The 20414-nt window shown below is 64.7% G+C and carries 23 protein-coding genes; 10 read left to right on the top strand and 13 right to left on the bottom strand.

Annotated elements, in window-relative coordinates; translation table 11 throughout:
• Window positions 1–78: 78 nt before the first annotated feature.
• From QWZ14_RS04105 to QWZ14_RS04090, 4 genes are all read right to left on the bottom strand, one after another.
• Window positions 79–801, bottom strand: coding sequence for a cytochrome c biogenesis CcdA family protein (locus QWZ14_RS04105; protein ID WP_290315297.1), 723 nt, complete (start codon window positions 799–801; stop codon window positions 79–81).
• An 87-nt stretch (window positions 802–888) separates the two neighbouring features.
• Window positions 889–1155: a hypothetical protein gene (locus tag QWZ14_RS04100; RefSeq protein ID WP_290315296.1), complete on the bottom strand. Its 267-nt coding sequence runs from the start codon at window positions 1153–1155 to the stop codon at window positions 889–891.
• Window positions 1156–1242: 87 nt separating this feature from the next.
• Window positions 1243–1743, bottom strand: a complete 501-nt coding sequence (gene lspA / locus QWZ14_RS04095; protein ID WP_290315295.1) for a signal peptidase II — start codon at window positions 1741–1743, stop codon at window positions 1243–1245.
• Window positions 1743–2618 carry a cation diffusion facilitator family transporter gene (locus QWZ14_RS04090; RefSeq protein WP_290315294.1) on the bottom strand — a complete coding sequence of 292 codons (876 nt, stop codon included), beginning with the start codon at window positions 2616–2618 and terminating at the stop codon, window positions 1743–1745. Before QWZ14_RS04090 ends, lspA begins: the two co-directional genes overlap by 1 nt.
• 86 nt (window positions 2619–2704) lie before the next feature.
• Between QWZ14_RS04090 and QWZ14_RS04085 the strand changes: the two genes are divergently transcribed.
• Entirely contained in the window at window positions 2705–3058 is a 354-nt protein-coding gene (locus QWZ14_RS04085) for an ArsR/SmtB family transcription factor (RefSeq protein ID WP_290315293.1), read from the top strand.
• 44 nt (window positions 3059–3102) lie between these two features.
• On the opposite strand, the gene QWZ14_RS04080 is transcribed toward QWZ14_RS04085, so the two are convergent.
• On the bottom strand, window positions 3103–5289 hold the full coding sequence (locus tag QWZ14_RS04080; protein ID WP_290315292.1) for a heavy metal translocating P-type ATPase: 2187 nt from the start codon (window positions 5287–5289) through the stop codon (window positions 3103–3105).
• A 92-nt stretch (window positions 5290–5381) separates the two neighbouring features.
• On the opposite strand from QWZ14_RS04080, the gene QWZ14_RS04075 reads away from it, so the two are divergent.
• The 3 genes from QWZ14_RS04075 to QWZ14_RS04060 all read left to right on the top strand — a co-directional run bounded on the left by QWZ14_RS04075 (window position 5382) and on the right by QWZ14_RS04060 (window position 7804).
• Window positions 5382–5795 (top strand): MerR family transcriptional regulator, encoded by a 414-nt coding sequence (locus QWZ14_RS04075; RefSeq protein WP_290315291.1) that lies wholly within the window; start codon window positions 5382–5384, stop codon window positions 5793–5795.
• 1296 nt (window positions 5796–7091) lie between these two features.
• Window positions 7092–7301, top strand: a complete 210-nt coding sequence (locus QWZ14_RS04065) for a hypothetical protein (RefSeq protein ID WP_290315290.1) — start codon at window positions 7092–7094, stop codon at window positions 7299–7301.
• Window positions 7302–7324: 23 nt separating this feature from the next.
• The gene (locus QWZ14_RS04060; protein ID WP_456307216.1) at window positions 7325–7804 is read left to right on the top strand and encodes a hypothetical protein; all 480 of its coding nucleotides are present in this window, start codon (window positions 7325–7327) and stop codon (window positions 7802–7804) included.
• A gap of 258 nt (window positions 7805–8062) precedes the next feature.
• Here QWZ14_RS04060 and QWZ14_RS04055 read toward each other — a convergent pair whose 3' ends face one another.
• From QWZ14_RS04055 to QWZ14_RS04020, 8 genes are all read right to left on the bottom strand, one after another.
• Entirely contained in the window at window positions 8063–8335 is a 273-nt protein-coding gene (locus tag QWZ14_RS04055; protein WP_290315289.1) for a hypothetical protein, read from the bottom strand.
• Between the two features lie 80 nt (window positions 8336–8415).
• Window positions 8416–11577, bottom strand: coding sequence for an efflux RND transporter permease subunit (locus QWZ14_RS04050; RefSeq protein ID WP_290315288.1), 3162 nt, complete (start codon window positions 11575–11577; stop codon window positions 8416–8418).
• Window positions 11574–13028 carry an efflux RND transporter periplasmic adaptor subunit gene (locus QWZ14_RS04045; protein WP_290315287.1) on the bottom strand — a complete coding sequence of 485 codons (1455 nt, stop codon included), beginning with the start codon at window positions 13026–13028 and terminating at the stop codon, window positions 11574–11576. The genes QWZ14_RS04050 and QWZ14_RS04045 overlap by 4 nt, the downstream gene beginning before the upstream one ends.
• Complete coding sequence (locus QWZ14_RS04040) at window positions 13025–14323, bottom strand: TolC family protein (protein ID WP_290315286.1); 1299 nt, start codon at window positions 14321–14323, stop codon at window positions 13025–13027. Before QWZ14_RS04040 ends, QWZ14_RS04045 begins: the two co-directional genes overlap by 4 nt.
• Window positions 14324–14348: 25 nt before the next feature.
• Window positions 14349–14759: a FixH family protein gene (locus QWZ14_RS04035; RefSeq protein WP_290315285.1), complete on the bottom strand. Its 411-nt coding sequence runs from the start codon at window positions 14757–14759 to the stop codon at window positions 14349–14351.
• Between the two features lie 200 nt (window positions 14760–14959).
• Entirely contained in the window at window positions 14960–15460 is a 501-nt protein-coding gene (locus QWZ14_RS04030; protein ID WP_290315284.1) for a hypothetical protein, read from the bottom strand.
• A gap of 13 nt (window positions 15461–15473) precedes the next feature.
• Entirely contained in the window at window positions 15474–15944 is a 471-nt protein-coding gene (gene cueR / locus QWZ14_RS04025; RefSeq protein ID WP_290315283.1) for a Cu(I)-responsive transcriptional regulator, read from the bottom strand.
• 81 nt (window positions 15945–16025) lie between these two features.
• Window positions 16026–16331, bottom strand: a complete 306-nt coding sequence (locus QWZ14_RS04020; RefSeq protein ID WP_290315282.1) for a hypothetical protein — start codon at window positions 16329–16331, stop codon at window positions 16026–16028.
• 235 nt (window positions 16332–16566) lie between these two features.
• Here QWZ14_RS04020 and QWZ14_RS04015 point away from each other — a divergent pair, with 235 nt between their 5' ends.
• The 6 genes from QWZ14_RS04015 to QWZ14_RS03990 all read left to right on the top strand — a co-directional run bounded on the left by QWZ14_RS04015 (window position 16567) and on the right by QWZ14_RS03990 (window position 20381).
• Window positions 16567–17049 carry a hypothetical protein gene (locus QWZ14_RS04015; RefSeq protein ID WP_290315281.1) on the top strand — a complete coding sequence of 161 codons (483 nt, stop codon included), beginning with the start codon at window positions 16567–16569 and terminating at the stop codon, window positions 17047–17049.
• Between the two features lie 72 nt (window positions 17050–17121).
• On the top strand, window positions 17122–17511 hold the full coding sequence (locus QWZ14_RS04010; RefSeq protein WP_290315280.1) for a hypothetical protein: 390 nt from the start codon (window positions 17122–17124) through the stop codon (window positions 17509–17511).
• A gap of 171 nt (window positions 17512–17682) precedes the next feature.
• Window positions 17683–18120: a MerR family DNA-binding protein gene (locus QWZ14_RS04005; RefSeq protein WP_290315279.1), complete on the top strand. Its 438-nt coding sequence runs from the start codon at window positions 17683–17685 to the stop codon at window positions 18118–18120.
• 38 nt (window positions 18121–18158) lie between these two features.
• Window positions 18159–18791, top strand: coding sequence for a cytochrome c biogenesis protein CcdA (locus QWZ14_RS04000; RefSeq protein WP_290315278.1), 633 nt, complete (start codon window positions 18159–18161; stop codon window positions 18789–18791).
• A gap of 44 nt (window positions 18792–18835) precedes the next feature.
• Window positions 18836–19597, top strand: a complete 762-nt coding sequence (locus QWZ14_RS03995) for an ABC transporter permease (protein ID WP_353959272.1) — start codon at window positions 18836–18838, stop codon at window positions 19595–19597.
• 73 nt (window positions 19598–19670) lie between these two features.
• Window positions 19671–20381 carry an ABC transporter ATP-binding protein gene (locus tag QWZ14_RS03990; protein ID WP_456307217.1) on the top strand — a complete coding sequence of 237 codons (711 nt, stop codon included), beginning with the start codon at window positions 19671–19673 and terminating at the stop codon, window positions 20379–20381.
• The last annotated feature ends 33 nt before the right edge of the window (window positions 20382–20414 follow it).

Raw genomic sequence — 20414 nt, 5'->3', positions numbered from 1 at the left:
AGGCAAGAGGGCCCGCATGGTGGGGTTCTCCGCCTTTAGGTCGATCCCACCGCCAGAGGCTACGCGGCCTTGCCACTTTCATCCAATGCTCGCCAGCCAGGGAAAAGCGCGCAGCATCCAGCCAGCCATGGTCGTCAGCTCGCCCGTGGCGATGGCGACGCCGGCCGCCACCATCACCGCACCGCTTGCCAGGCGCAGCCCATGGCCGAGCCGTCCCAGACGCCGGCCGCGCTCCAGCAGCGCCGGCAGGTAAAGGGCGGCGAGCAGGAAAGGCACGCCGAGGCCGGCCGCATAGGCGGCCAGCAGCGCCACACCTCCGGCTGGGGCCATCGCTCCGGCGGCCAGCACGGCCGCCAGCACCGGGCCGATGCAGGGCGTCCAGCCGAAGCCGAACGCAACGCCGATCAACACGGCCGAGATAGGATTGCCGCCGGCATTGGGCGCGGCGAAGCGAAGGTCGCGCGCCAGCGGAGCCAGCCGCAACAAGCCCATCTGCAGCAGGCCGAGGCACACGATCAGCAGCCCGCCTGCGATGGACAACTCATAGCTCCATCGCCGCAGCAAGCCGCCGAGCAGGGTGACACCTGCGCCGAGGGCTACAAAGACGGCCGAGAAGCCGAGCACAAAGAACAAGGCCAGGCGCAACGTGCGCCAGGGTCGCGCTTGCGCCTGGGCGAGGTTCGCGCCGGCAATCCAAGCCACATAACCCGGCACCAGCGGCAGCACGCAGGGCGAAAGGAAGGATACCAGCCCGCCGCCGAAGGCGAGAAACAGGCCAAATGCCGATAGCTCAAGCATCATAAAGGGAGGCGGCCTTATCGTCTCAAAGCGCGCGAGCACGGGGGCCACATCTGGTGTGGCCCCCAGCATCTACGGACGGCGGTAGCCCTAGCGTGGCGTGGCGGGCGCGTTCGGCTGGGCGGGCGTCGAGACGCCGGCCCGATCCTCCAGCTGCCGCACACGCTGATCCAGCGACGCCATGCGCTGCATCATCGGGCACGGGCAATCCATCATCATGCCGCCCTGGCTCTGCATCATCGGCATGTGCTGCATGCCGGGCATGCCGCCTTGCGGCGCATTGCTCTGGGCGAAGGCACCGGCAGTGGCGAGAACTCCGGCGAGCATGATGGCGGGTAGTGCAATGATCTTACGCATAAAGCCTCCTTTGCCGTTGAAACCAGTCGGTAGAGACCCTCCCTTGTGGGAAGGTGACGTGGCGAGTAGCGCGATGGAAGCTCACGCTTACCGCCCGCTCAGCGCGCGGCCCGTTGGCGCGCGCAGCTCGGCGATCAGCAGCAGCGCTACCCCAAGCACGATGCCGCTGTCCGCCAAGTTGAAGGCCGGCCAGTGGTAGCCCTGGGCGTGGAAGTCCAGGAAATCCGTCACTGCGCCGTGGCGCAGGCGGTCCATTAGGTTGCCAAGCGCCCCGCCGATGATGAGGCCAAGCGCCGCCGCTTGTGTGCGGTTCTGCGCCCGCCTCAGCCATACCAGCAGAGCCACCGTGATCGTGCCGGTCAGCAGGATCAGCAGCCACCGGCCGGCCGGGTGATCGCTCGCCAGCAGTCCGAAGGTGACACCCCGGTTATGCACCAGCACCAGGTCGAGGAAGGGCAGCACCTCGATCCCGTGTGTCAGAGCAGGGGCGGCGGCCAACGCCACCCCCTTCGTCACCTGATCTACGGCGAAGGCGAGGACGACAAAGACCAAGCCCCACACCAGGAAGCGACGCGGTTGGGTCTGCATCAGGCCGCGGCCTCGGCCAGGTCGCGCCGGGCGTCATGGATAATCGACCAGGCGGATTGCAGGAACAGCCCGGCGATCACCAGCGCCACCACTAGGTCAGGCCAGGCCGTGCCGGTCCACCAGACCAGCCCGGCCGCCACCACCACGGCCGCATTGCCGATGGCGTCGTTGCGCGAAAACAGCCAAACAGCGCGCGCATTGGCGTCGCCTGTGCGGTGCGGGATCAGCACGGCGGCGGCGGCCACGTTTACCACCAGGGCGATGGCTCCGAACATGCCCATCAGCTCGGAATCCGGCTGGTTGAGCACCAGTACCCGGTAGCCGGTGGCGACCAGCACGCCGAGGCCGAGCACACCAAGGAAGATGCCCTGGATCAGTGCCGACCGCGCGCGCCAAGCCAGGCTCCAGCCAATAGCGATCAGGCCGAGGAAGCTGATCAGGCCGTCGCCGAGGAAGTCGAGCGCGTCGGCCTTCAGTGCCTGGCTACCGGCGAGGAAGCCGCCGACGATCTCCACCAGGCCGTAGCCAACATTAAGCAGCACCACGATCCACAGTGCCCGCTTGTAGCCCTGTGTGATGCGACTGAGGTCTTTGGGCAGATCGTCGTCATCGTTGACGATCTCGGCACGGGCGGGCCGGTCCAGCCGGTCGAGCTGGTAGCCGAGGCCGGTGATGGTGCGCTCGATCTCCGGCAAGCGGGCGTCGGGATCGTCCAGGCTTAGCGTCATGATCTGTGAGGCGATAGAGACCGTCACGTCCTCCACGCCACCGACCGTCCGCGTGGCCTTCTCGATTTTGGCCGCGCAGGACGGGCAATCCATGCCGGTAATGCGGTAGCGCGCCGAGGCGGGCGCGGAGGTCGTGGTGGTATTCATCGTCGCCCTTCTCGTATCAGCGATGAATGATATGTCGCATCATATCAGTGGAACTCAATATGTCGAGCTGCTAGTTAAAAAGGACCATGCTTATCGATACCAAAGCGCAAACACTTGATCTTCAGGCAAAGCTGTTCCGCGGCCTAGCCGACCCGTCACGCCTGGCGATCCTGACTGCCTTACGCGGCGGACCGCTGCATGTCGGCGCCGTGGTCGGCGCCACCCAGCTCAGCCAGTCGAACGTGTCCAATCACCTGCGCTGCCTAAGTGAGTGCGGGTTGGTGCAGGCCGAGCCGCGCGGCCGGTTCGTGTACTATCGGCTGGGCGATGCCCGGGTCGGTGAGCTGTTACAGCTGGCTCTTGATCTACTGGGCGGCGTGGCGAATGGCATCGCCGCCTGCGACCGCTATGGAGACGAGGCGACCAAGCCGTGCACCTGACGTTGCCACGTCAGGTGCATGCCCATGATTGAGACTTGGCTGCCTTATGCGGCTTCTTTGAAACGGTAGCCGAGCAGCCGCAGCGCATTCAGCGTGACCAGCACCGTGGCGCCGGTATCGGCCAGCACGGCAGGCCAGAGACCGGTAATACCGGCTACCGTCGTGACCAGGAATACGGCCTTTAGGCCCAGGGCGATGGCTACGTTCTGGTGGATATTGGCGAGGGTTGCGCGTGACAACCCGACCAGGGCGGCAACATCCATGACGCGGCTGTTCAGCAGCGCGGCGTCTGCCGTCTCCAGAGCCACATCGGTCCCGCCGCCCATGGCAACCCCGATCGAGGCTGCCGCCAAGGCCGGCGCATCGTTAATGCCATCGCCAACCATGGCGACCGGCGCCTGGGCTTTCAGGGCGCCGATTTCTCGTAACTTGTCCTCCGGTAGCAGCCCCGCCTTCACCTCGAGGCCGAGCGTTTCGGCAATAGCGCGGCCGGTACGGGGATTGTCGCCGGTGAGCATGACAGAGTGGATGCCGAGGGCACTAAGCGCCCGAATACCGGCTGCCGCATCAGCGCGCGGCTCGTCACGGACCGCAATGAGGCCGGCGGGTACGGTATCCACCGCCACGACCACCACTGTCTTCCCCTCATTCTCCCAGGCGGTGATGGCCCCTTCCGCCTCTGACGTCAGCGGCGCCTGCTCGGCCGCATAGGACGGGGAGCCGACAGTGACCCGCTTGCCGGTAATGATGGCTTCGACAGCTTTGCCGGGGATGGCGCGCGCGTCCTTGGCCGGACGCAAAGGGATACCGTCCGCCGCCGCTCGATCCACGATAGCGCGGCCAAGTGGGTGGCTTGAGCCGTTCTCAACCGCTGCCGCTAGCCCCAGCATCGTACGCTCAGACCCGGACAGGGCACGGATGTCGGTCACGCGCGGGCGACCTTCCGTCAGCGTACCGGTTTTATCGAAGGCGACGGTACGGATGCGGCCGATAACTTCCAGCGCGCCACCGCCCTTGACCAGTAGGCCGCGCCGGGTGCCGACCGCCAGCCCGGAAGCGATGGCGGCTGGTGTCGACAGCACCAGGGCGCAGGGGCAGGCCACCAACAGGAGCGCCAGCCCGCGGTACACCCAGGTGTCCCAGTCGGCCCCGAAGAGCAGTGGGGGCGCCACAGCCACCAGAGCCGCCACGGCCACCGCAATGGGGGTGTAGATGGCGGAGAACCGCTCGATGAAGCGGGCCGTCGGGGCCTTGGCCTCCTGCGCTTCTTCGACCAGACGGATGATGCGGGCAATGGTGTTGTCCGAGGCGGGCTTGCTGACCCTGACCTGCAGCGCGCCGGAGGCGTTGACGCTGCCGGCGAACACCGGGTCGCCCTCCGACTTGGCCACGGGCACCGATTCTCCGGTGACCGGGCTCTCATCGATCTCGGATTCGCCTTCGGCCACGACGCCATCGGCAGACACCCGGTCGCCCGGTCGCACCAGCACGAAATCGCCAATTTTCAGCTGGGCGGCAGGCACCTCACGTGCCGTTCCGTTCTCCACCAGGAGCGCGGTTCTCGGCACCAGGCTGCCCAACGCTTCAATGCCCGCACGGGCCCGACCGGCGGCCACATTTTCCAGCAGCTCGCCGATAGTAAATAGGAACACGACGACGGCCGCCTCGGAGGTCGCGCCAATCAGGATGGCGCCAACCGTGGCAATCGACATCAGCATCTCGATCGAGAACGGCGAGCCGGCGCGGGCCGCCGCTACTGCCTTGCGACTAAAGAAGGCGAGGCCGAGCAGAGCGGCGGGCAAATAAGCCCAATGCTCCAGGTCAGGGAAGGCCAGCGAGGCGGCGAAGCCGGCTACAGTCAGGGCCGCAATAAAGGCTGCCAAGCGGGTCTTGGTGCCTTTCCACCAGGGCAGAGGAGTACGGCTGGGCCCCACGACCCCGGCTGCTTCGCCTGCGTCACCCGCTTCGACCCGCAACGCCTCCACAGGCGCGATGCCATAGCCCAGCCTGCGGACTTGCTCCTCGATGGCCGTCCGGGGTGTAGCCGCTTCGTCCAGGCGGAACGCCAGGACCCGGGTGCCGTAATTGACCCGAATATCCTCGGCGCCGGCCACCCGGCCAACCGCCGTTTCGATTTTCGAGGCGCAGCTGGGGCAGTCCATGCCCTCCACCCGGTAGCGCAGGGTTGCTCTCGGCTTTGCGCCTACGCTTGCCAGTTCGCCGTCCGCCATTGTCGTTTTCCCATTCTGGAGCAGGTCTCGGGTTGCCCGAACCATGCGCCACGCCCTATATGGACCCTGTGGTCGCTACAGGGTCAAGGACGGTGGAGACAGAAACTACCTTCAACATCGGTATTTTGGCGAAGGCGACCGGCACGAAGGTGGAGACGATCCGCTGGTACGAGCGGGTGGGGCTGCTCTCCGCCCCTGACCGCACATCTGGCAACTATCGAGCTTACGGCGCCGCGCACCTTGGCCGCCTGAGCTTCATCCGGCGCGCCCGTGACCTTGGGTTTTCGCTGGACCAAATCCGCACGTTGCTGGACGTCGCTGGGCAACAGGACCTGCCTTGCGAGGCTGTCGATGCGATTGCCCGTGAGCATTTGGAGGAAGTGGACCGCAAGATTGCTGACCTGCAGGCGCTGCGCCGGGAGCTAGACTCGCTGATCGGACAGTGCCGGCATGGCCGGGTCGCCGAGTGCCGCATCATCGAAGCGCTCGCCCCAAGTAAGACCTAAAGCACTTTTGGTTTTCACGGGTTCAGTCGAGCCCAGGCAGTCTTGGAAAGGATTGCCAAACCGCCGCTTCGCAGGCTTTGGCCGCCCGATGTGGGTCTGACCAGCCCGAAACTGCTCTAGGCGCGCTATCGCGGCATTACGTCGTTCGAGCCGCTGCAGGAGCGGCCAGATCTCTACCCTGGGCATGCCTTCTTCGCAGCGATAGCTTCGCAGTTGCAAATCCACAGGCGAATCACTGGCGTACCGCTTCATTCTAATCATGACCCTCCTTGTCGGCCTGTAGCTCCCCCAGCCGGGACGAGCGGCTGACGACGCCGCGGTTCAAACTGCCTGGTACCTTCTGGACTACATTGCCGTGGTTTATCCGGGAGCGGTCGAGGACGGGCGCGTCGTCAGTCGGCCCGAGTATGAGGAGATGGTTGAGTTTGCCGGATCGGTACGAACCCGCCTCGGCGGGTGAACTTCTAGTGTGCCAGGTAGGTCCCCATCGTGCGCACCGCCAGCCGCACGTTACAGCGCTTTTCGATCAGAGCCGCAACCGCCGCCCGACCCCACATCGCAAAGGGCAACCCATACGCGTCCGGCGTGCCGCAGCAGATCAACTCCCAGCCATCCCGCTATCCCGGAAGCGCTTGCAGATGTCGAACACCCCGTTGCGGGTCAGCGCGGCCGGCGCGTCCTGGCGCGACTTGCCTGAGGGCTTGGGCCTCTGGTCAATCATGCATGACCGCTGGCGGCGCTGGTGCCTGCGCGCGTGGTGAGGGTTAGCTTTCGAGACGCTTCCTCCAAGGCTGTCAGCTGACGGGCTTCTGTTGCTGGACAGTACCCCCTGCAAAGCCCACCGCGCGGCGAGTGGGGCTGTCGGTAGTTCGGCGCCAGCCGAAGCGCTGACCATAGCCGCGGGAAGGCTATGCTTCAAGCTGCATGCTGATGGTGCAGGCCACATCTTACGGCTAATTGGCAGCCCCAGGCAGCATTCCGCTCGGCGCTACGCGACAGCGTTGGCCTCGGGCATCCGACCTGCGACGCGGCGCTCGATCGCGGTTACGTCTCGGCACCACTCTGTGCGATTTTCGCCGCTAAGGGCTGCACCGTCTACACCCCACCAAACGGCAAATGGTCGATCCACCGTCGCCAGGCGTGCCCTTTTGACCACGCTGTCGCGCTCGGGCAACCATGCCACCTACGCTCCGCTAATGAAGGGCCCATGCTCTGCGCGTTTCCTTCTTGACCTTCCCATCGCTGAAAGCTGCAGGGTCACTTCCACTGCCATGATGACCTGAACCGGAGATGGCCATGCAATATCCGCGACCCCTTGAAAAACAAATTATCGCCGCGCTCCGCCAAGCGCTGGCCGAGAACCAGCTGGAAGTGGCGGAGCATCTACTGCGCGCCATCGAAGCGCTCTGCAGCGATGCGACCCTCGGCACGGCGCTGGCCGAGGCGTATTCCACTGCCTTCGGCGCGCCGCTGAAGCGGTCGACGGCACGGATCCTCCTTCAGTGAGCGCAGTCGGCGCGGAGCACCCCGTGCTTGCCATGGCGCCAGACTGGCCGGCGGCCCTCCGCGTCTATCTGGGCGTCATCGCCGTCGGCAATCTTGTCTGGGAAGCCGCCCATCTTCCCCTCTACACCCTGTGGAATACTGGAACGGCACAAGAGAAGCTGTTTGCTATCGTTCACTGTACTGGCGGCGACGTGCTGATTGCCCTCACCTGCTTGGCACTCGCGCTGATCACTGTTGGTCACCGCGACTGGCCACTGCGCGCCTTTCGAGCGGTTGCTGCGGTGACGGTGGTTCTTGGCGTCGGCTACACAATCTTCAGTGAATGGCTGAACATCGTCGTTCGCCAAAGCTGGGCCTACTCGGAGTTGATGCCTGTCGTCCCAATCATCGACACCGGCGTCACCCCGCTCCTGCAATGGTTGGTGGTACCGCTGGTTGCCCTTTGGCTGGCACGCCGGACAGTACAGCGTAATCTGGTCGTCACGGCATCGATGAACCGTTAATGTGGTCCACCACGACGTGTTGTCAGGTACTTCACCAGTACCGCGATACCGAGGAGGAACAGGATGACGAGGAGGAGCCACACCAGCCCCATGCCCCACATCATGCTGCTACCGTCCATCCTCCTGATTGCCTAGTTCCGTCGGTGAGGATCGTTGTCTTGCATCACCAGCGTAGTAGGCGAGCCGGCTAGCTCGGCTGGCAGCCGAAGCCGTGGGGCGGGCTCTCGCTATGAAAGCCCGCCCCTTTTACCAAAGCCGTTAGCGGCTTGTGCTCGGCGTCTGGTTCGGTTGGCCACTCTGATGCACGGCGGTCCGCATCATCTCCATGCAGGTCTCCATCATGCGGGTGTGGGCCTCCATCATCTCCTTCATGCCGCTTTGGCCCATCATCATCTCGCCTTGACGTCCCATCATGCCCTGCCCTGGTGCCGGGGCGGTGGGCGTGTTCTGAGCCGTCTGCGCATAGGCGGCACCGGCCATTGTCAATGCTGCCGCGAGCGTGACAGCCATTACGCGAATCCTGTTGCTCATGCCTTAGTCTCCTTCAGTACGACCGACCACATTGGCCAAGCCGCCATCCTGCCAAAAGACAGGATTCCTGGCTTGCGGCATCACTTCGCCGCCGCAAGAAAATGCATTTGATGCGCGGCGACCGTCGTGGTTTTCGGCAAACCCCAGCCCTTGATAGCACTGAAGATTGCGGGGATGACCAGCAACGTAAGCACCGTCGACGACACCATGCCGCCGACCATCGGCACAGCAATGCGCTGCATGAGCTCCGAGCCGGTGCCGGTGCTCCAGAGGATTGGCAGCAGCCCGGCCATGATGGCGGTGACGGTCATCATCTTCGGGCGCACCCGCTCGACGGCGCCTTCCATGATCGCCAGACGCAGGTCGGCCTGGGTCAGTGGCCGCCCTTCCAGCCGACACCGCTCGCGTATCTCATCAAGGGCATGGTCCAGATAGATCAGCATGATGACACCGGTTTCGGCAGCCACCCCCGCCAGGGCGATAAAGCCAACCGCCACGGCGACGCTCAGGTTGAAGTGCATCAGGTACATGAGCCAGACGCCACCGACGAGCGCGAAGGGTACTGAAAGCATGACGATCAGTGTTTCGGTCAACCGCCCAAAATTCATGTAGAGCAGCACGAAGATCAGCAGCAGTGTTACAGGCACCACCACCGTCAGCTTCGCTTTGGCGCGCTGCATGTACTCGAACTGCCCGCTCCATTCGACATGGAAGCCGGCAGGCATCGTCACCTGTTCTGCCACCGCCCGCTGCGCATCGGCAACGTAGCCGCCGATGTCACGCCCGTGCATATCGACATAGACATAGTTGACCAGCTGGGCGTTTTCGGTGCGGATCGTTGGCGGACCGCGCTTTACGCTGACCGCAGCCAACTGTCCGAGTGGGATGGCCACCCCCGTTGGGGCCTGGACCAAAACCTGGTTAGCGATACCTTGCGGATCGCTGCGTAGGCCGCGCGGGTAGCGGACATTGACTGAGTAACGGGCACGGCCCTCAACCGTGGTGGTGACCGGCTCGCCGCCGAGTGCCGTCGCAATGGTCTCCTGCAGATCACCGACCATCAGGCCGTAGCGGGCAAGCGCCGAGCGGTCCGGTTCGATTTCCAGGTAATACCCGCCCTCTACCCGTTCGGCGAAGGCGCTTGTGGTACCAGGCACCGACCGGATGGCCGCCTCGACCTGGCGCGAAAGCTGATCGATGCCGCCCAGATCTGGGCCGTACACCTTGACGCCAACTGGCGTGCGGATCCCGGTCGAGAGCATGTCGATGCGCGCCTTGATCGGCATGGTCCAGGCATTGCTGACCCCTGGCATACGCAGCGCCGCATCCATCTCGGCTGTCAACGAATCTACCGTGATCCCCGGCCGCCACTCAGCTTCCGGCTTTAGGTTGATGATGGTTTCAAACATTTCCGTTGGCGCCGGGTCGGTGGCCGTTGCAGCACGTCCCGCCTTCCCGTAGACGCTCTCCACCTCTGGAAAACTTTTAATAATCCGGTTCTGCGTTTGCAGCAGCTCGGCCGCCTTGGTGACGGACAGTCCGGGCAGGCTGACCGGCATGTACATCAGCGTCCCCTCGTTCAATGTCGGCATGAACTCGCTGCCGAGCTTCGAGAACGGCCATGCGGTAGCGCCCACAGCCACCAGGGCTAGCAGAATGGTTAGTGTACGGACGCGCAGAACGACGGAGATCACTGGCCGGTACAGCCAGATGAGCAACCGGTTTACCGGGTTCTTGCGCTCCGGCATGATGCGGCCGCGGATGAACAGCACCATCAGCACCGGCACCAATGTCACTGACAGTAGCGCGCCGCCGGCCATGGCAAAGGTTTTGGTAAAGGCAAGCGGCCGGAACATCCGCCCTTCCTGATCTTCCAACGTGAACACCGGCAGGAAAGAGACGGTAATGACGGCCAGGCTGAAAAACAGCGCCGGGCCCACTTCGACCGCGGCATCGGTGAGCACCTGGACCCGCGAAGCGCCCGGTGGTGCCTGCTCCAGACGCTTATGGGCGTTCTCGATCATGACAATGGCCGCATCAACCATAGCGCCAAGCGCGATGGCGATCCCGCCCAGGCTCATAATGTTGGAACTGAGGCCGAGGAAATGTAACAGTGTCATGGCGATCAGCACGCCAATCGGCAGCATGATGATGGCCACGAGCGCGCTACGGACATGCAGCAAAAAGACGACACACACCAGTGCGACGATGATGCTCTCTTCCAACAGCGTATATTTTAGGGTGTCGATGGCACGCCCGATGAGCGTCGAGCGGTCATAGACCCCGGTGACGGTCACGCCCTCCGGCAGGCTGCCGGCAATATCGGCCAGGGTCTTCTTAACGCTGTCGATCACGGTAAGCGCGTTCTGCCCCTGACGCTGCAAGACAATGCCGCTGACCACCTCGCCTTCGCCGTTCAGTTCGGTGATACCGCGGCGTTCCTCTGGGCCGAGTTCGACGCGGGCGACGTCGCGCAGCAGTACCGGCGTGCCGCCCTGCATCATCAAGACGATCTGCTCGATGTCCGCGATGTTACGAAGGTAGCCGCGGCCACGGACCAGGTATTCGGTTTCCGACATTTCGACTGAGCGACCGCCAACATCGCGGTTACTGGCGCGAATGGCCTCGGTGACCCGCGATAGCGGGATGCGGTAAGCCTGCAGCCGCTGCGGGTCGACGACAACCTGGTACTGCTGGACGAAGCCGCCAACGCTTGCCACCTCGGCGACGCCCTCGGCGCGGGCCAGCTGATAGCGCAGGAACCAGTCCTGGACCGAGCGCAGCTCAGCCAAGGAGCGCTGCGCCCCGGTGACGACGTACTGGTAGACCCAGCCGACCCCGGTGGCATCGGGCCCGAGTGACGGCGTGACGCCCTCCGGGAGCCGCCGCGCGGCCTGGCTTAGATACTCCAGCACGCGCGAGCGTGCCCAATAGAGGTCAGTGCCGTCCTCGAACACGACATAGACAAAGGACGCCCCGAAAAAGGAAAAGCCGCGTACCGTCTTCGAGCGCGGCACCGTCAGCAGTGCCGTGGTCAAGGGATAGGTTACCTGGTCCTCGACCACCTGCGGCGCTTGACCAGGATAGTCGGTGTAGACGATGACCTGAGTGTCCGAGAGGTCGGGAATGGCATCGAGCGGCGTGTTGCGTACCGCCCAAACGCCGGTGCCGACCACGAACAGTGTGACCAGCAGCACTAGGAAGGGATTGGCCACCGACCAACGGATAATGCGGGCGATCATCGCGGTGCCTCCGGGCCCGGAACAGGTGCCGGTGGGGCAAAGGATTGCAGCGCGGCGCGCAGGTTGCTCTCGGCATCGATCAGGAAGTTGGCGCCGACGACAACCATCTCGCCCGCCGCGACGCCATTTCGGATCTCCGCGTAGCCGTCCGCCCGGCGGCCGACCGATACTACCCTTGGCTCATACCGCCCGGGGCTGTGCTCAACGAGCACGGTCTGCCGCGTGCCGCTATCGAGCACCGAGGAGTCCGGCACGACAACCATGGACGCGGTGCCGACCGACGCTGCGATCTCAACCGTTGCATACATATCGGGCTTGAGCCGCTGGTCGGCGTTGGGGATCTCGATGCGCACCCGGGCCGTGCGCGTTGTGGCGTTCACGGTGGGGTAGACGAAGGTGACTTTCCCGGCAAAGCGCCGATCGGGATAAGCGGTCAGACCAATCGTGGCGTCCTGACCGGGGCTGACCAGACCCAAATCCTGCTCGAAGACCTCGGCCAGCAGCCAGATAGTCGATAGATCGGCCAGCCGGTACAGCGTGTCGCCAGGGGCAAAGCGCATGCCCTGAACGGCATTTTTCTCCAGAACAACGCCGTCCATGGGGGATGTTAAAGTGAGGCTGCGGCTGACCGTGCCGGTGCGGCGCAGGCGCGCCACTTCCTCGGCCGGCAGGTCAAAATTGCGCAGCCTTGCCAGCGACGCCGCCGCAATGCTCGACACACCGCCCCGCATGCCCGGATCGGCCTGCGCCATGGCGCTCTCCGCTTGGCGGGCGATAACGTATTCCTGCTCAGCTGCCGCCAGCTCGGGGCTATAGACCTCGAACAGCGGCTGCCCCCGGCGTACCGGCTGCCCGGTCTCATTGACCAGCAGCTTTTGAATCCATCCCTCAAAGCGCGGCGCAATGACCACCAAGCGGCGTTCATCGACGGCTAGGGTGCCGACCGCGCGGATGGAGCGCGTCAAGGTCCGTTCGGCCGCCGCTTCGGTCCGGACACCAAGCATCTGTACCCGCTGCGGGCTGATGGTGACCGTGCCCGCCGGCTGGTTCGCTTCCTCCTCGTAGACCGGGAGGTAGTCCATCCCCATCGAGTCCTTTTTTGGCCCCGGCGAGGTATCGGGCAGGCCCATCGGGTTGCGGTAGTAGAGAAGCCGGCCACGCCCGCCAGGCGTAGCGGGAGGGGGTGCTGCGGCGGCCGGCGCTGGCGATGCACCCGCCTCCTCATGGACCGCCACGAAATCGCGCCCGTCCGCCGCTTTCTTCGGCGTGGCCGAGTAGTCCAGCCGGCCAGCCGGATCCCGATAATAGAGGACCGGACGATCAGACGCCGGCTGCGCCAGCGCTATCCCGGCGCCCATAACACCCGCCGGGCGGCCCGCCATCCAGTAGCCACCGGTCCCGGTGGCTACGGCCAGCGCTACCAAGCCGCTGGCCCACAGGTGGCGGTTCACAAGTCACCTCCCACCAGCCGCTCGATGACGGCCAGCTGGCGCTGTCCGTCGAATTCAGCCGACAGTAGCTGTAGGCGGAAATCGGCTAGATCATGCTGGGCCCGCAGGACGGTGGCGAGATCAACTCGACCGAAGCCGTACCCGGCGGCCCCAGAGCGCACGAGTGCCTGGGCCTGTGGCAGGAGTCGACGGCGGATGAGGTCCGCCGTCCGGCGGTTGCCCTCGAAGCTGGCCACCGCCTCTGCCAGGTCACTGCGGATCTGCAGCTCGCGGGCATCGAACCGTGCCCGCGCGGCGCCGGCCTGCGCCCCGGCCTCGCGGGTCTGCGCCTCACGCAAACCCCATTGCAGCGGGACCTTCAGCGCGACCCATGCCTGATAACCGCCTGGCCCGAATCCGGATCGGTCGACGGCCGCTGCGCCGACGGTGATATCCGGGTACCAGTTGCGGTCGGTCAGCCGCCGGTTGGTGTCAGCGCCATTGATGGCGGCGGCATCGGCCGCCAGCGCTGGATTGGCAGCCCGGGCACGATCGGCCAGCCGGGCGGCGTCCAGGGCGCGCACCTCAGGTAGAGGCCGCAGGCGTTCTGGGGTTGCGAGCGGCGCGCCGATCGGACGGACCAGCAACGCGTTCAGTTGACCCTGAGCGCTTTTCAGCGCGGCTTCCAAACGGACGATTTCAGTGGCCACGCGCGTGGTCTCGACCTCGGCCCGGAAGACCTCCTGCTGTTCGCCGCGTCCCTGCGCGTAGCGCTCACGGGCGACCTGCGCGACGCCATGGATGGCTTGGTGGAGGTCCTCCGTCCGGTGCACCGCCTCATAGGAGGTGTAGTAACGCGCGAAGGCCGTCTTCACCCGCTCGATCAGCTCAGCCTCGGCCGCCTGGGCCTGAGATGTCATCTGGCCGACCTCAGCGCGAGCCACCTGGCGCCGCAGATCACGCCGGCCCCACAGCGGGATCTCCTGCTGGAAGCTGTAAATCATCTTGTTCGGCCGTGAACCCGAGGTTCGGTCAACGTCATCCGACATTACCTGGATGGTCGGGTCGGGCAGCGAACCGGCGATGGCCACCCGCGCCTGGGCGGCAGCAGTGTCCATGCCGCGGGCTGCCAGTTCGGGGCTGAGTTGACGTGCAATGGCCAGCACGCTGTCCAACGTCGCCCCAGGGAGTAATCCCCCCGAGGTGCGCTGCGTAGTCCGGGTTTGGGCGTGACCCGCCCCGGCCAGCAGGATGAGCGTCAGGCCGAGCGCGACCGCCGCGCCAGGCTTTCGCCTGACCAACTGCTGGGGTACCAAGACCCCCTCCAATGCGTGGGCCATCTCATTGGGCCGCGCTGAAGGGAACGGTGGCACGTACAGTCTCGGCCTCCCCTTGGACCTTGGCAGACAGTGTAAGTGCCCAGTTCCCGGCCATGCCGGTCTCGACCTGGAGCCGATAAGTACCTGGCGGCTGCTGCGCAGCCGGCGGCGAGACGTTACCTGTCATCGTTGGCATACCTGCCGGCGCCATGTCGGCCCGGGTCTGGAAAATGACCGCGTCCGGCACCGGCTTGTTGTCCGGTACACGGATCAGGCGGATGGTAACGTCCGTTTTGCCTGCCCCGGCGGCACGGGCGCCGACAACTTCAACGCGGTAATCGGTAGCCGCAGCAAAGGCGGCCGAGCCCAGAAGACCAGACGCAAGGAGGGCGCTTACGCCGAGAGCGGCACGCAAAAATGTGGAAATCATCATCGTATCTCACTGATGCGCCGCCCACGAAGGGGCGCAAGCGGCAGGGTTCGTCTGAAACGGAAGCGGCAATCCGCCGTGCTCCGCAGAAATCTCCGGTCATTTGCCAGGACACATTACCCTGCAAGCCAAAGCTGCAGAGGACCGTAGCCATCAACAAACAAACGAAGGCAAACCGGTGCGACACAGTCGCGACCGATGGCTCAGACGAGCGAGATAGGTGGATTTAAGGCCGGTTTTCGAGACAGCCCGGTGTGGACGACCGATGTCATCCAATAGGTAACGCTCGATAAGGACAGCTGCGTCACAGCCGACATCGAGGGTAGCGGCAGCCCGACCATGAAAATGCAGCCGAGATCCAGCATGCAGTCGGGTATCTTCTCCTGACAGGGCACCTGCGTACCGGTGCTTGCAATGTCCATGGTCATCATCGCCATGCTCGGCGGAGGCGCTACGGCCCGTGGCACAGCCTGAGTCACGCCGGCGGTAAGGAACGCGCCAAGGGTCACCAGGAAGACAATCTGCCGAAGAAGCCTCATAGCCATCACCGGTGTATAGCCCCGCCGCATCCGCGCAGAAAGGGCCAGCAGTGGCCTGCTTACTAAGGGAAGACGACAAAGACGGGTATTTGCAGATTGCATGGTGTCCTTCAAGCGGTGGCCTTGGCGGAAAACGTGGCCGCGGCAAATGTCGGTGGACAGCAATCCTCAGGTAGCCTCAACGAACTGGCCGTGGGCGCGCCGGCTGGCGTTCCGGGAAACCGGACGCCCTGGCACCTCCGCGAGGCTCTCCTTGCTTTTCCGAACGGTTCAGATCGGCCAGGATCGGGCAGTCGGGACGCTCGTCATTGTGGCAGAGTACCGCCAGATGGCGCAGCGTTTCGGCCATCTCCTGCAGTTCGTTGATCTTGTCCTCCAGCTCCGTGACGTGCTCGAGCGCAAGGGTGCGCACCTCCGCGCTGGCACGCGACCGGTCGTGCCACAGTGCCAGCAGCCGTTGGATCTGTTCGATCGAGAAGCCAAGGTTTCGGGCACGTTTGATGAAACGGAGCGTCTGCACGTCGGCGTCGGTGTAGACCCGGTAGCCACCCTCGGTCCGGGTGGCCGTCGGTACTAGGCCAATCCCTTCGTAGTAGCGGATCAGCTTGGCCGAGACGCCGGAGTTGCCCGACGCTTCGCCGATTGTCATCGCTCGTCCTGCGCTGCCGGTCACGGCGGATGCCGCCATCCCGGCACTCGTGTTGTGAGCTGGGTGCATGGGACGGCTCCTTTACTGCTGGTCGGCCGACGGACCGGTCTCGGCGCCAGTCGCGCCCGGTGCCTTGTTTCCGCCCGCATGGCGCATGCACATGAGCATCATCAGCGCGCAAGGCAGCACAAAGAGCAGCGGCAGCAACCGCTCTGCCACTGCCACGCCGCCGAACCCCACCGCGATGACCACGACGATGGCAACGGCTGCGGCAAGCGCACGCCAGTTGCTCAGCCAGGTATACTTGGCTTGGTGGTCGGCTGGTACCGCCGCCGCGCCGAGCGCTGGGGTGGTCGTCACCGCCTGTTGGGTTTCCATGTCCTGCATCCTTTCCATTCCTGCTGGTAGTCAGAGGCTGCGGCTTCCTATCGCTGGAAGGTCAAGGACAATTTTGCCGTAGATATTACAAAATCGCGATAAGCAGATTTTCCGCTTGAGCTTCCCATCGTTGGAATCCGGACCTTCACCTGGCCGGTGCAGTCCCACCACCGGCTGGCCTCAGCACGACCCTCAGTCGGCTTGAGATCCAGTCACCGGGACCACGGTACTGAAAAGGTGGACCATGCTCGAATCAGTCGTCGGCAACCGTACGCACGACCCGCATCGTCAAGTTCCCAGCAAACGCAGCCTGTCGCTGCGCGCTGCGGCGCTGGCAGTCGGCATCACCGTTAGCGGTTTGGCTGGAGCGGCCTACGCCGCGCCCATGACCTACCGCTTCGAGGTGCTCGATGCACAGGTGCGGCCGAGCCGGGACACCACCGACCTGCGTGTACGCCTGGTGCGCCAGGCGGATGGGCAGCCGGTGACGGGCGCCGCGCTTGATGACGTGCGGCTCGGCATGTGGCCGATCCAACTGCACAAGGCCCCCCCTGCCCCTTGGATGCCACACGTGGTTGGTCCGGCGGTGGCGGAAGGCAGCGGCGTCTACCGCCTTCCAGCCGACTTCTCGATGACGGGCAGCTACCGCCTTACCCTCTCGGCGCACGTGCCCGGCGAGGTGGAACCGGTGCAGAGCACCGTCACCGTTCGCGCCGCTTACCGGTGACGCGCTGAAACCACAGCGGCTGGCGTCCAGTCACCTGCGGCACATTGCCAACTTATCCTACGGAGCATCTTCATGATTAAAAATACCAGCAATCTGGCTTCCCTTGTTGCAGCCGGTATCGCCACGATCTTCATGGCAAACATTGCATTGGCTCAGCCTATGCCCGGCCACCACACCGGCCAGAGCCCAGCACAGGTCGCCCCGACGATCGGCTCGATAACGGGTGGAGGAACCAGTGGTGCCGAGATGGATCATCGCACGATGGGCGCGCTCAGCCCGAGCGCTGTCGATCGCACGGGACCGACCACGGGTGAAGGAACGAGCGACGCCACGATGGACCATAGCCGCATGGGTATGATCCAGGGCCTCGGTGTCGCGGCACAGGTCGGCCCCACATCCGGTGGCGGAACCAACGATGCCGACATCTCACACGGACCAAACGTCGGACCGCCCCGTCGCTAACGCGACATGGGGCTGGCAGGCGCGATCCGAAACTTGTTTGTCGATCAAGAAAACAACTACGCATCATGACGCTTGATGCAAGCCTCTCCTGCTCCCGATAACAGCGCTACCTGTTCCCATGCTTGACTCCGTACCATGATACGGATCCCACATTGGGCGGGAGGTAACGAGATGAAGCAGGGGCTGACCGTCGGCGGAGCTACCCGCGAGGCAGGCGTTGGCGTTGAGACGATCCGGTTCTATGAGCGGCGGCGGCTGGTGCCGCAGCCGCTCAAGCCAGAAGGGGCGGGTATCCGTCTGTACCCCAATGCCACCGCAGAGCGGGTCCGTTTCATCAGAATGGCACAGGGGCTCGACTTTTCCCTGCGCGAAATCCACGACCTGCTGGAACTGCGGGCGGCTCCTTCCACCGACTGTTCCGAAATCCGGGATTTGGCGGCGACGAAGCTCGACGAGGTTCGCTGGAAAGTCCGGCGGCTCCAGGGTATCGGCACGGCCCTGAAACGGCTGATCGCGGCTTGCCCGGGCAGTGACGGACTACAGTCATGCTCGATCATGAACGCGTTGACATCCCATCCGAGTGGCCGATGCCTCGGCGAGGGCAAGTGATGGACGGGGCTACTCTGACAAGTCTTGTGTTGCTCCCCGTGGGCCTCGGCCTGCTCGGGTTCGTTGAACCCTGCTCCGTTGGCTCGACGCTGCTGGTCGTCAAGCACATGGAAGGAAGGAGCACCGCCAGCAAGGTTGCCCAGGTGGGCGCCTTCGCGGGAACGCGCGCGGTGTTCATCGGCCTTTTGGGTATGCTCGCCGCGTTACTGGGGGCCGCCTTCCTCGACTTCCAGCGGGCTGCGTGGGTCATTCTCGGTGCTGTCTACGTGTTGATCGGTCTCACCTATCTCCTGGGCAGGTCCAGGGCACTGATGGTCTCCCTAGGTCCAGGTTTCTCGCGCTTATCCGGCCTGCGCGGCTCCGCCGCCCTCGGCATTGCGCTCGGATTCAACATCCCCGCCTGCGCCGGGCCGCTGCTGGTCGCTTTGCTCGGCGCCGCCGCCGCGGGTGGCGCATCCGGGGCGGCGCTCGCCAGCGGCTTCGTTTCACTCGCCTTCTTCGGCTTGGCGCTGTCGCTGCCATTGGTACTGGCCGTGCTTTTCGAGCCTGCGCGTCGCGCGCTCGACCGGCTCGCGGGGATGTCGCAACGCCTGCCCTTTTGGACGGGCCTGCTTCTGGTCGCCCTCGGTGCCTGGTCCATCTGGCTCGGCCTGTCCGGCTTCCGTACATGACGCGGGAGGCTGACCTAACGCCTGCACGACCGCGCATCGAAGGCGTGAACTGGATCGGGGTCGCCACCCTTTATCGACGCGAGGTGCAACGCTTTCTCGCCGTCGCCGCGCAGACCGTCGGCGGCCCGGTGGTGAGCACGCTACTTTTTCTTGCGGTCTTCGGCGTCGCATTGGGCCGCCACGCACCGGCGCCGGGTGGCGTCCCCTACCTTGCTTTCATTGCCCCAGGCTTGGTCATAATGGCGATCGCACAGAACGCCTTTGCCAACACCTCGTCGTCGCTCCTGGTGGCCAAGGTCCAGGGCAACATCGTCGACTTGCTCCTGGCCCCGCTCAGTCCAGGGGAGTTCCTGGCCGGACTGGCGCTCGGTGGCGTCACGCGTGGCCTCCTCGTCGGCTTGCTAACCGCGCTTGCTACCGCCCTGTTCGTGCCGCTGCCGCTGGTAAATCCGACCCTTGGCCTGTTCTATGCTGTCGGCGGCGCCCTAGTGTTCTCGCTGCTCGGTGTCCTCGGCGGACTTTGGGCGCAGAAGATGGACCACCAAGCGGCGGTCACCAATTTCGTCATCGCGCCGTTGACGCTACTCTCGGGCACCTTCTATGCGGTCAGCACGCTGGACGAACCGTTCCGCTCCATCGCTTACCTCGACCCCGTCTTTTACATCGTGGACGGCTTTCGACACAGCATCACCGGCACGTCGGAGGCGCCGCCCCTCGTTGGGATCATTGTCGTGCTTGTCGCCAATGTCTTGCTCGGTGTCGTCTGCCACAGGTTGCTCGCATCCGGCTGGCGCCTGCGGCAGTGACTGAGATGGAAGCTGGCTGCATGAATGAGAACGTGCCCTCGAGGGCTCAACATGTCGGATACCCCAAGCCGTGATGGAGACGAACGAGCCTGCGGCCGCAATCGAGGTTAAGGATCTTGACAAGATCTACCCCGGAACCGGCGGCCGGGCGGCCAAGCACGCCCTCAAGGGGGTGAGCCTCGCCATTCCCCGTGGGAGCATCTTTGGCCTGCTCGGGCCGAACGGTGCCGGGAAATCAACCCTCATCAATATCCTCGCCGGACTGGTGCGGAAATCGGGCGGAAAGGCGTGGGTCTGGGGCATCGACATCGACAAGCAGCCACGGGCGGCCCGTGCCGCGATCGGTGTTGTCCCGCAGGAGCTCACACTCGACCCCTACTTCCCGGCGCGTGCCGCACTCGAGTTGCAGGCCGGGCTGTTTGGCATCCCCAAGGTAGCGCGTCGCACGGACGAACTCCTGAAAGTCCTGGGTCTGGCGGACAAGGCGACGGCGTCAGCCCGCAGCCTGTCCGGAGGCATGCGGCGGCGCCTTATGGTTGGCAAAGCACTGGTCCACAATCCGCCGGTTCTCGTCCTCGACGAGCCGACCGCGGGCGTCGATGTCGCACTGCGCCAGCAGCTCTGGGACTACGTCCGGCTCCTCAACCGCCGTGGCACCACCGTCCTCCTCACAACGCACTACCTCCAGGAAGCCGAGGCGCTATGCGACCGCATCGCCATCATGGCCGACGGGCAGGTTGTTGCCAACGACACGACTGGCGCTTTGTTGCGCGGGGTCGAGTGAACCGCTCCAGGTTCGCCGGAGGCTGGTGAGCTT

It is taken from the genome of Paeniroseomonas aquatica, assembly GCF_030409335.1.
Taxonomy (GTDB): Bacteria; Pseudomonadota; Alphaproteobacteria; order Acetobacterales; family Acetobacteraceae; genus Belnapia; species Belnapia aquatica.
This window is presented reverse-complemented; position numbering and strand designations above follow the sequence as displayed.

Coding starts and splice junctions, on each gene's coding strand:
- QWZ14_RS03990 (WP_456307217.1), top strand. CDS start 19,671: ATGGAGACGAACGAGCCTGCGGCCGCAATCGAGGTTAAGGATCTTGAC.
- cueR (WP_290315283.1), bottom strand. CDS start 15,944: ATGACAATCGGCGAAGCGTCGGGCAACTCCGGCGTCTCGGCCAAGCTG.
- QWZ14_RS04055 (WP_290315289.1), bottom strand. CDS start 8,335: ATGAGCAACAGGATTCGCGTAATGGCTGTCACGCTCGCGGCAGCATTG.
- QWZ14_RS04100 (WP_290315296.1), bottom strand. CDS start 1,155: ATGCGTAAGATCATTGCACTACCCGCCATCATGCTCGCCGGAGTTCTC.
- QWZ14_RS04015 (WP_290315281.1), top strand. CDS start 16,567: ATGCTCGAATCAGTCGTCGGCAACCGTACGCACGACCCGCATCGTCAA.
- QWZ14_RS04020 (WP_290315282.1), bottom strand. CDS start 16,331: ATGCAGGACATGGAAACCCAACAGGCGGTGACGACCACCCCAGCGCTC.
- QWZ14_RS04105 (WP_290315297.1), bottom strand. CDS start 801: ATGATGCTTGAGCTATCGGCATTTGGCCTGTTTCTCGCCTTCGGCGGC.
- QWZ14_RS04010 (WP_290315280.1), top strand. CDS start 17,122: ATGATTAAAAATACCAGCAATCTGGCTTCCCTTGTTGCAGCCGGTATC.
- QWZ14_RS04050 (WP_290315288.1), bottom strand. CDS start 11,577: ATGATCGCCCGCATTATCCGTTGGTCGGTGGCCAATCCCTTCCTAGTG.
- QWZ14_RS04065 (WP_290315290.1), top strand. CDS start 7,092: ATGCAATATCCGCGACCCCTTGAAAAACAAATTATCGCCGCGCTCCGC.
- QWZ14_RS04080 (WP_290315292.1), bottom strand. CDS start 5,289: ATGGCGGACGGCGAACTGGCAAGCGTAGGCGCAAAGCCGAGAGCAACC.
- QWZ14_RS04090 (WP_290315294.1), bottom strand. CDS start 2,618: ATGAATACCACCACGACCTCCGCGCCCGCCTCGGCGCGCTACCGCATT.
- QWZ14_RS04005 (WP_290315279.1), top strand. CDS start 17,683: ATGAAGCAGGGGCTGACCGTCGGCGGAGCTACCCGCGAGGCAGGCGTT.
- lspA (WP_290315295.1), bottom strand. CDS start 1,743: ATGCAGACCCAACCGCGTCGCTTCCTGGTGTGGGGCTTGGTCTTTGTC.
- QWZ14_RS04085 (WP_290315293.1), top strand. CDS start 2,705: ATGCTTATCGATACCAAAGCGCAAACACTTGATCTTCAGGCAAAGCTG.
- QWZ14_RS04035 (WP_290315285.1), bottom strand. CDS start 14,759: ATGATGATTTCCACATTTTTGCGTGCCGCTCTCGGCGTAAGCGCCCTC.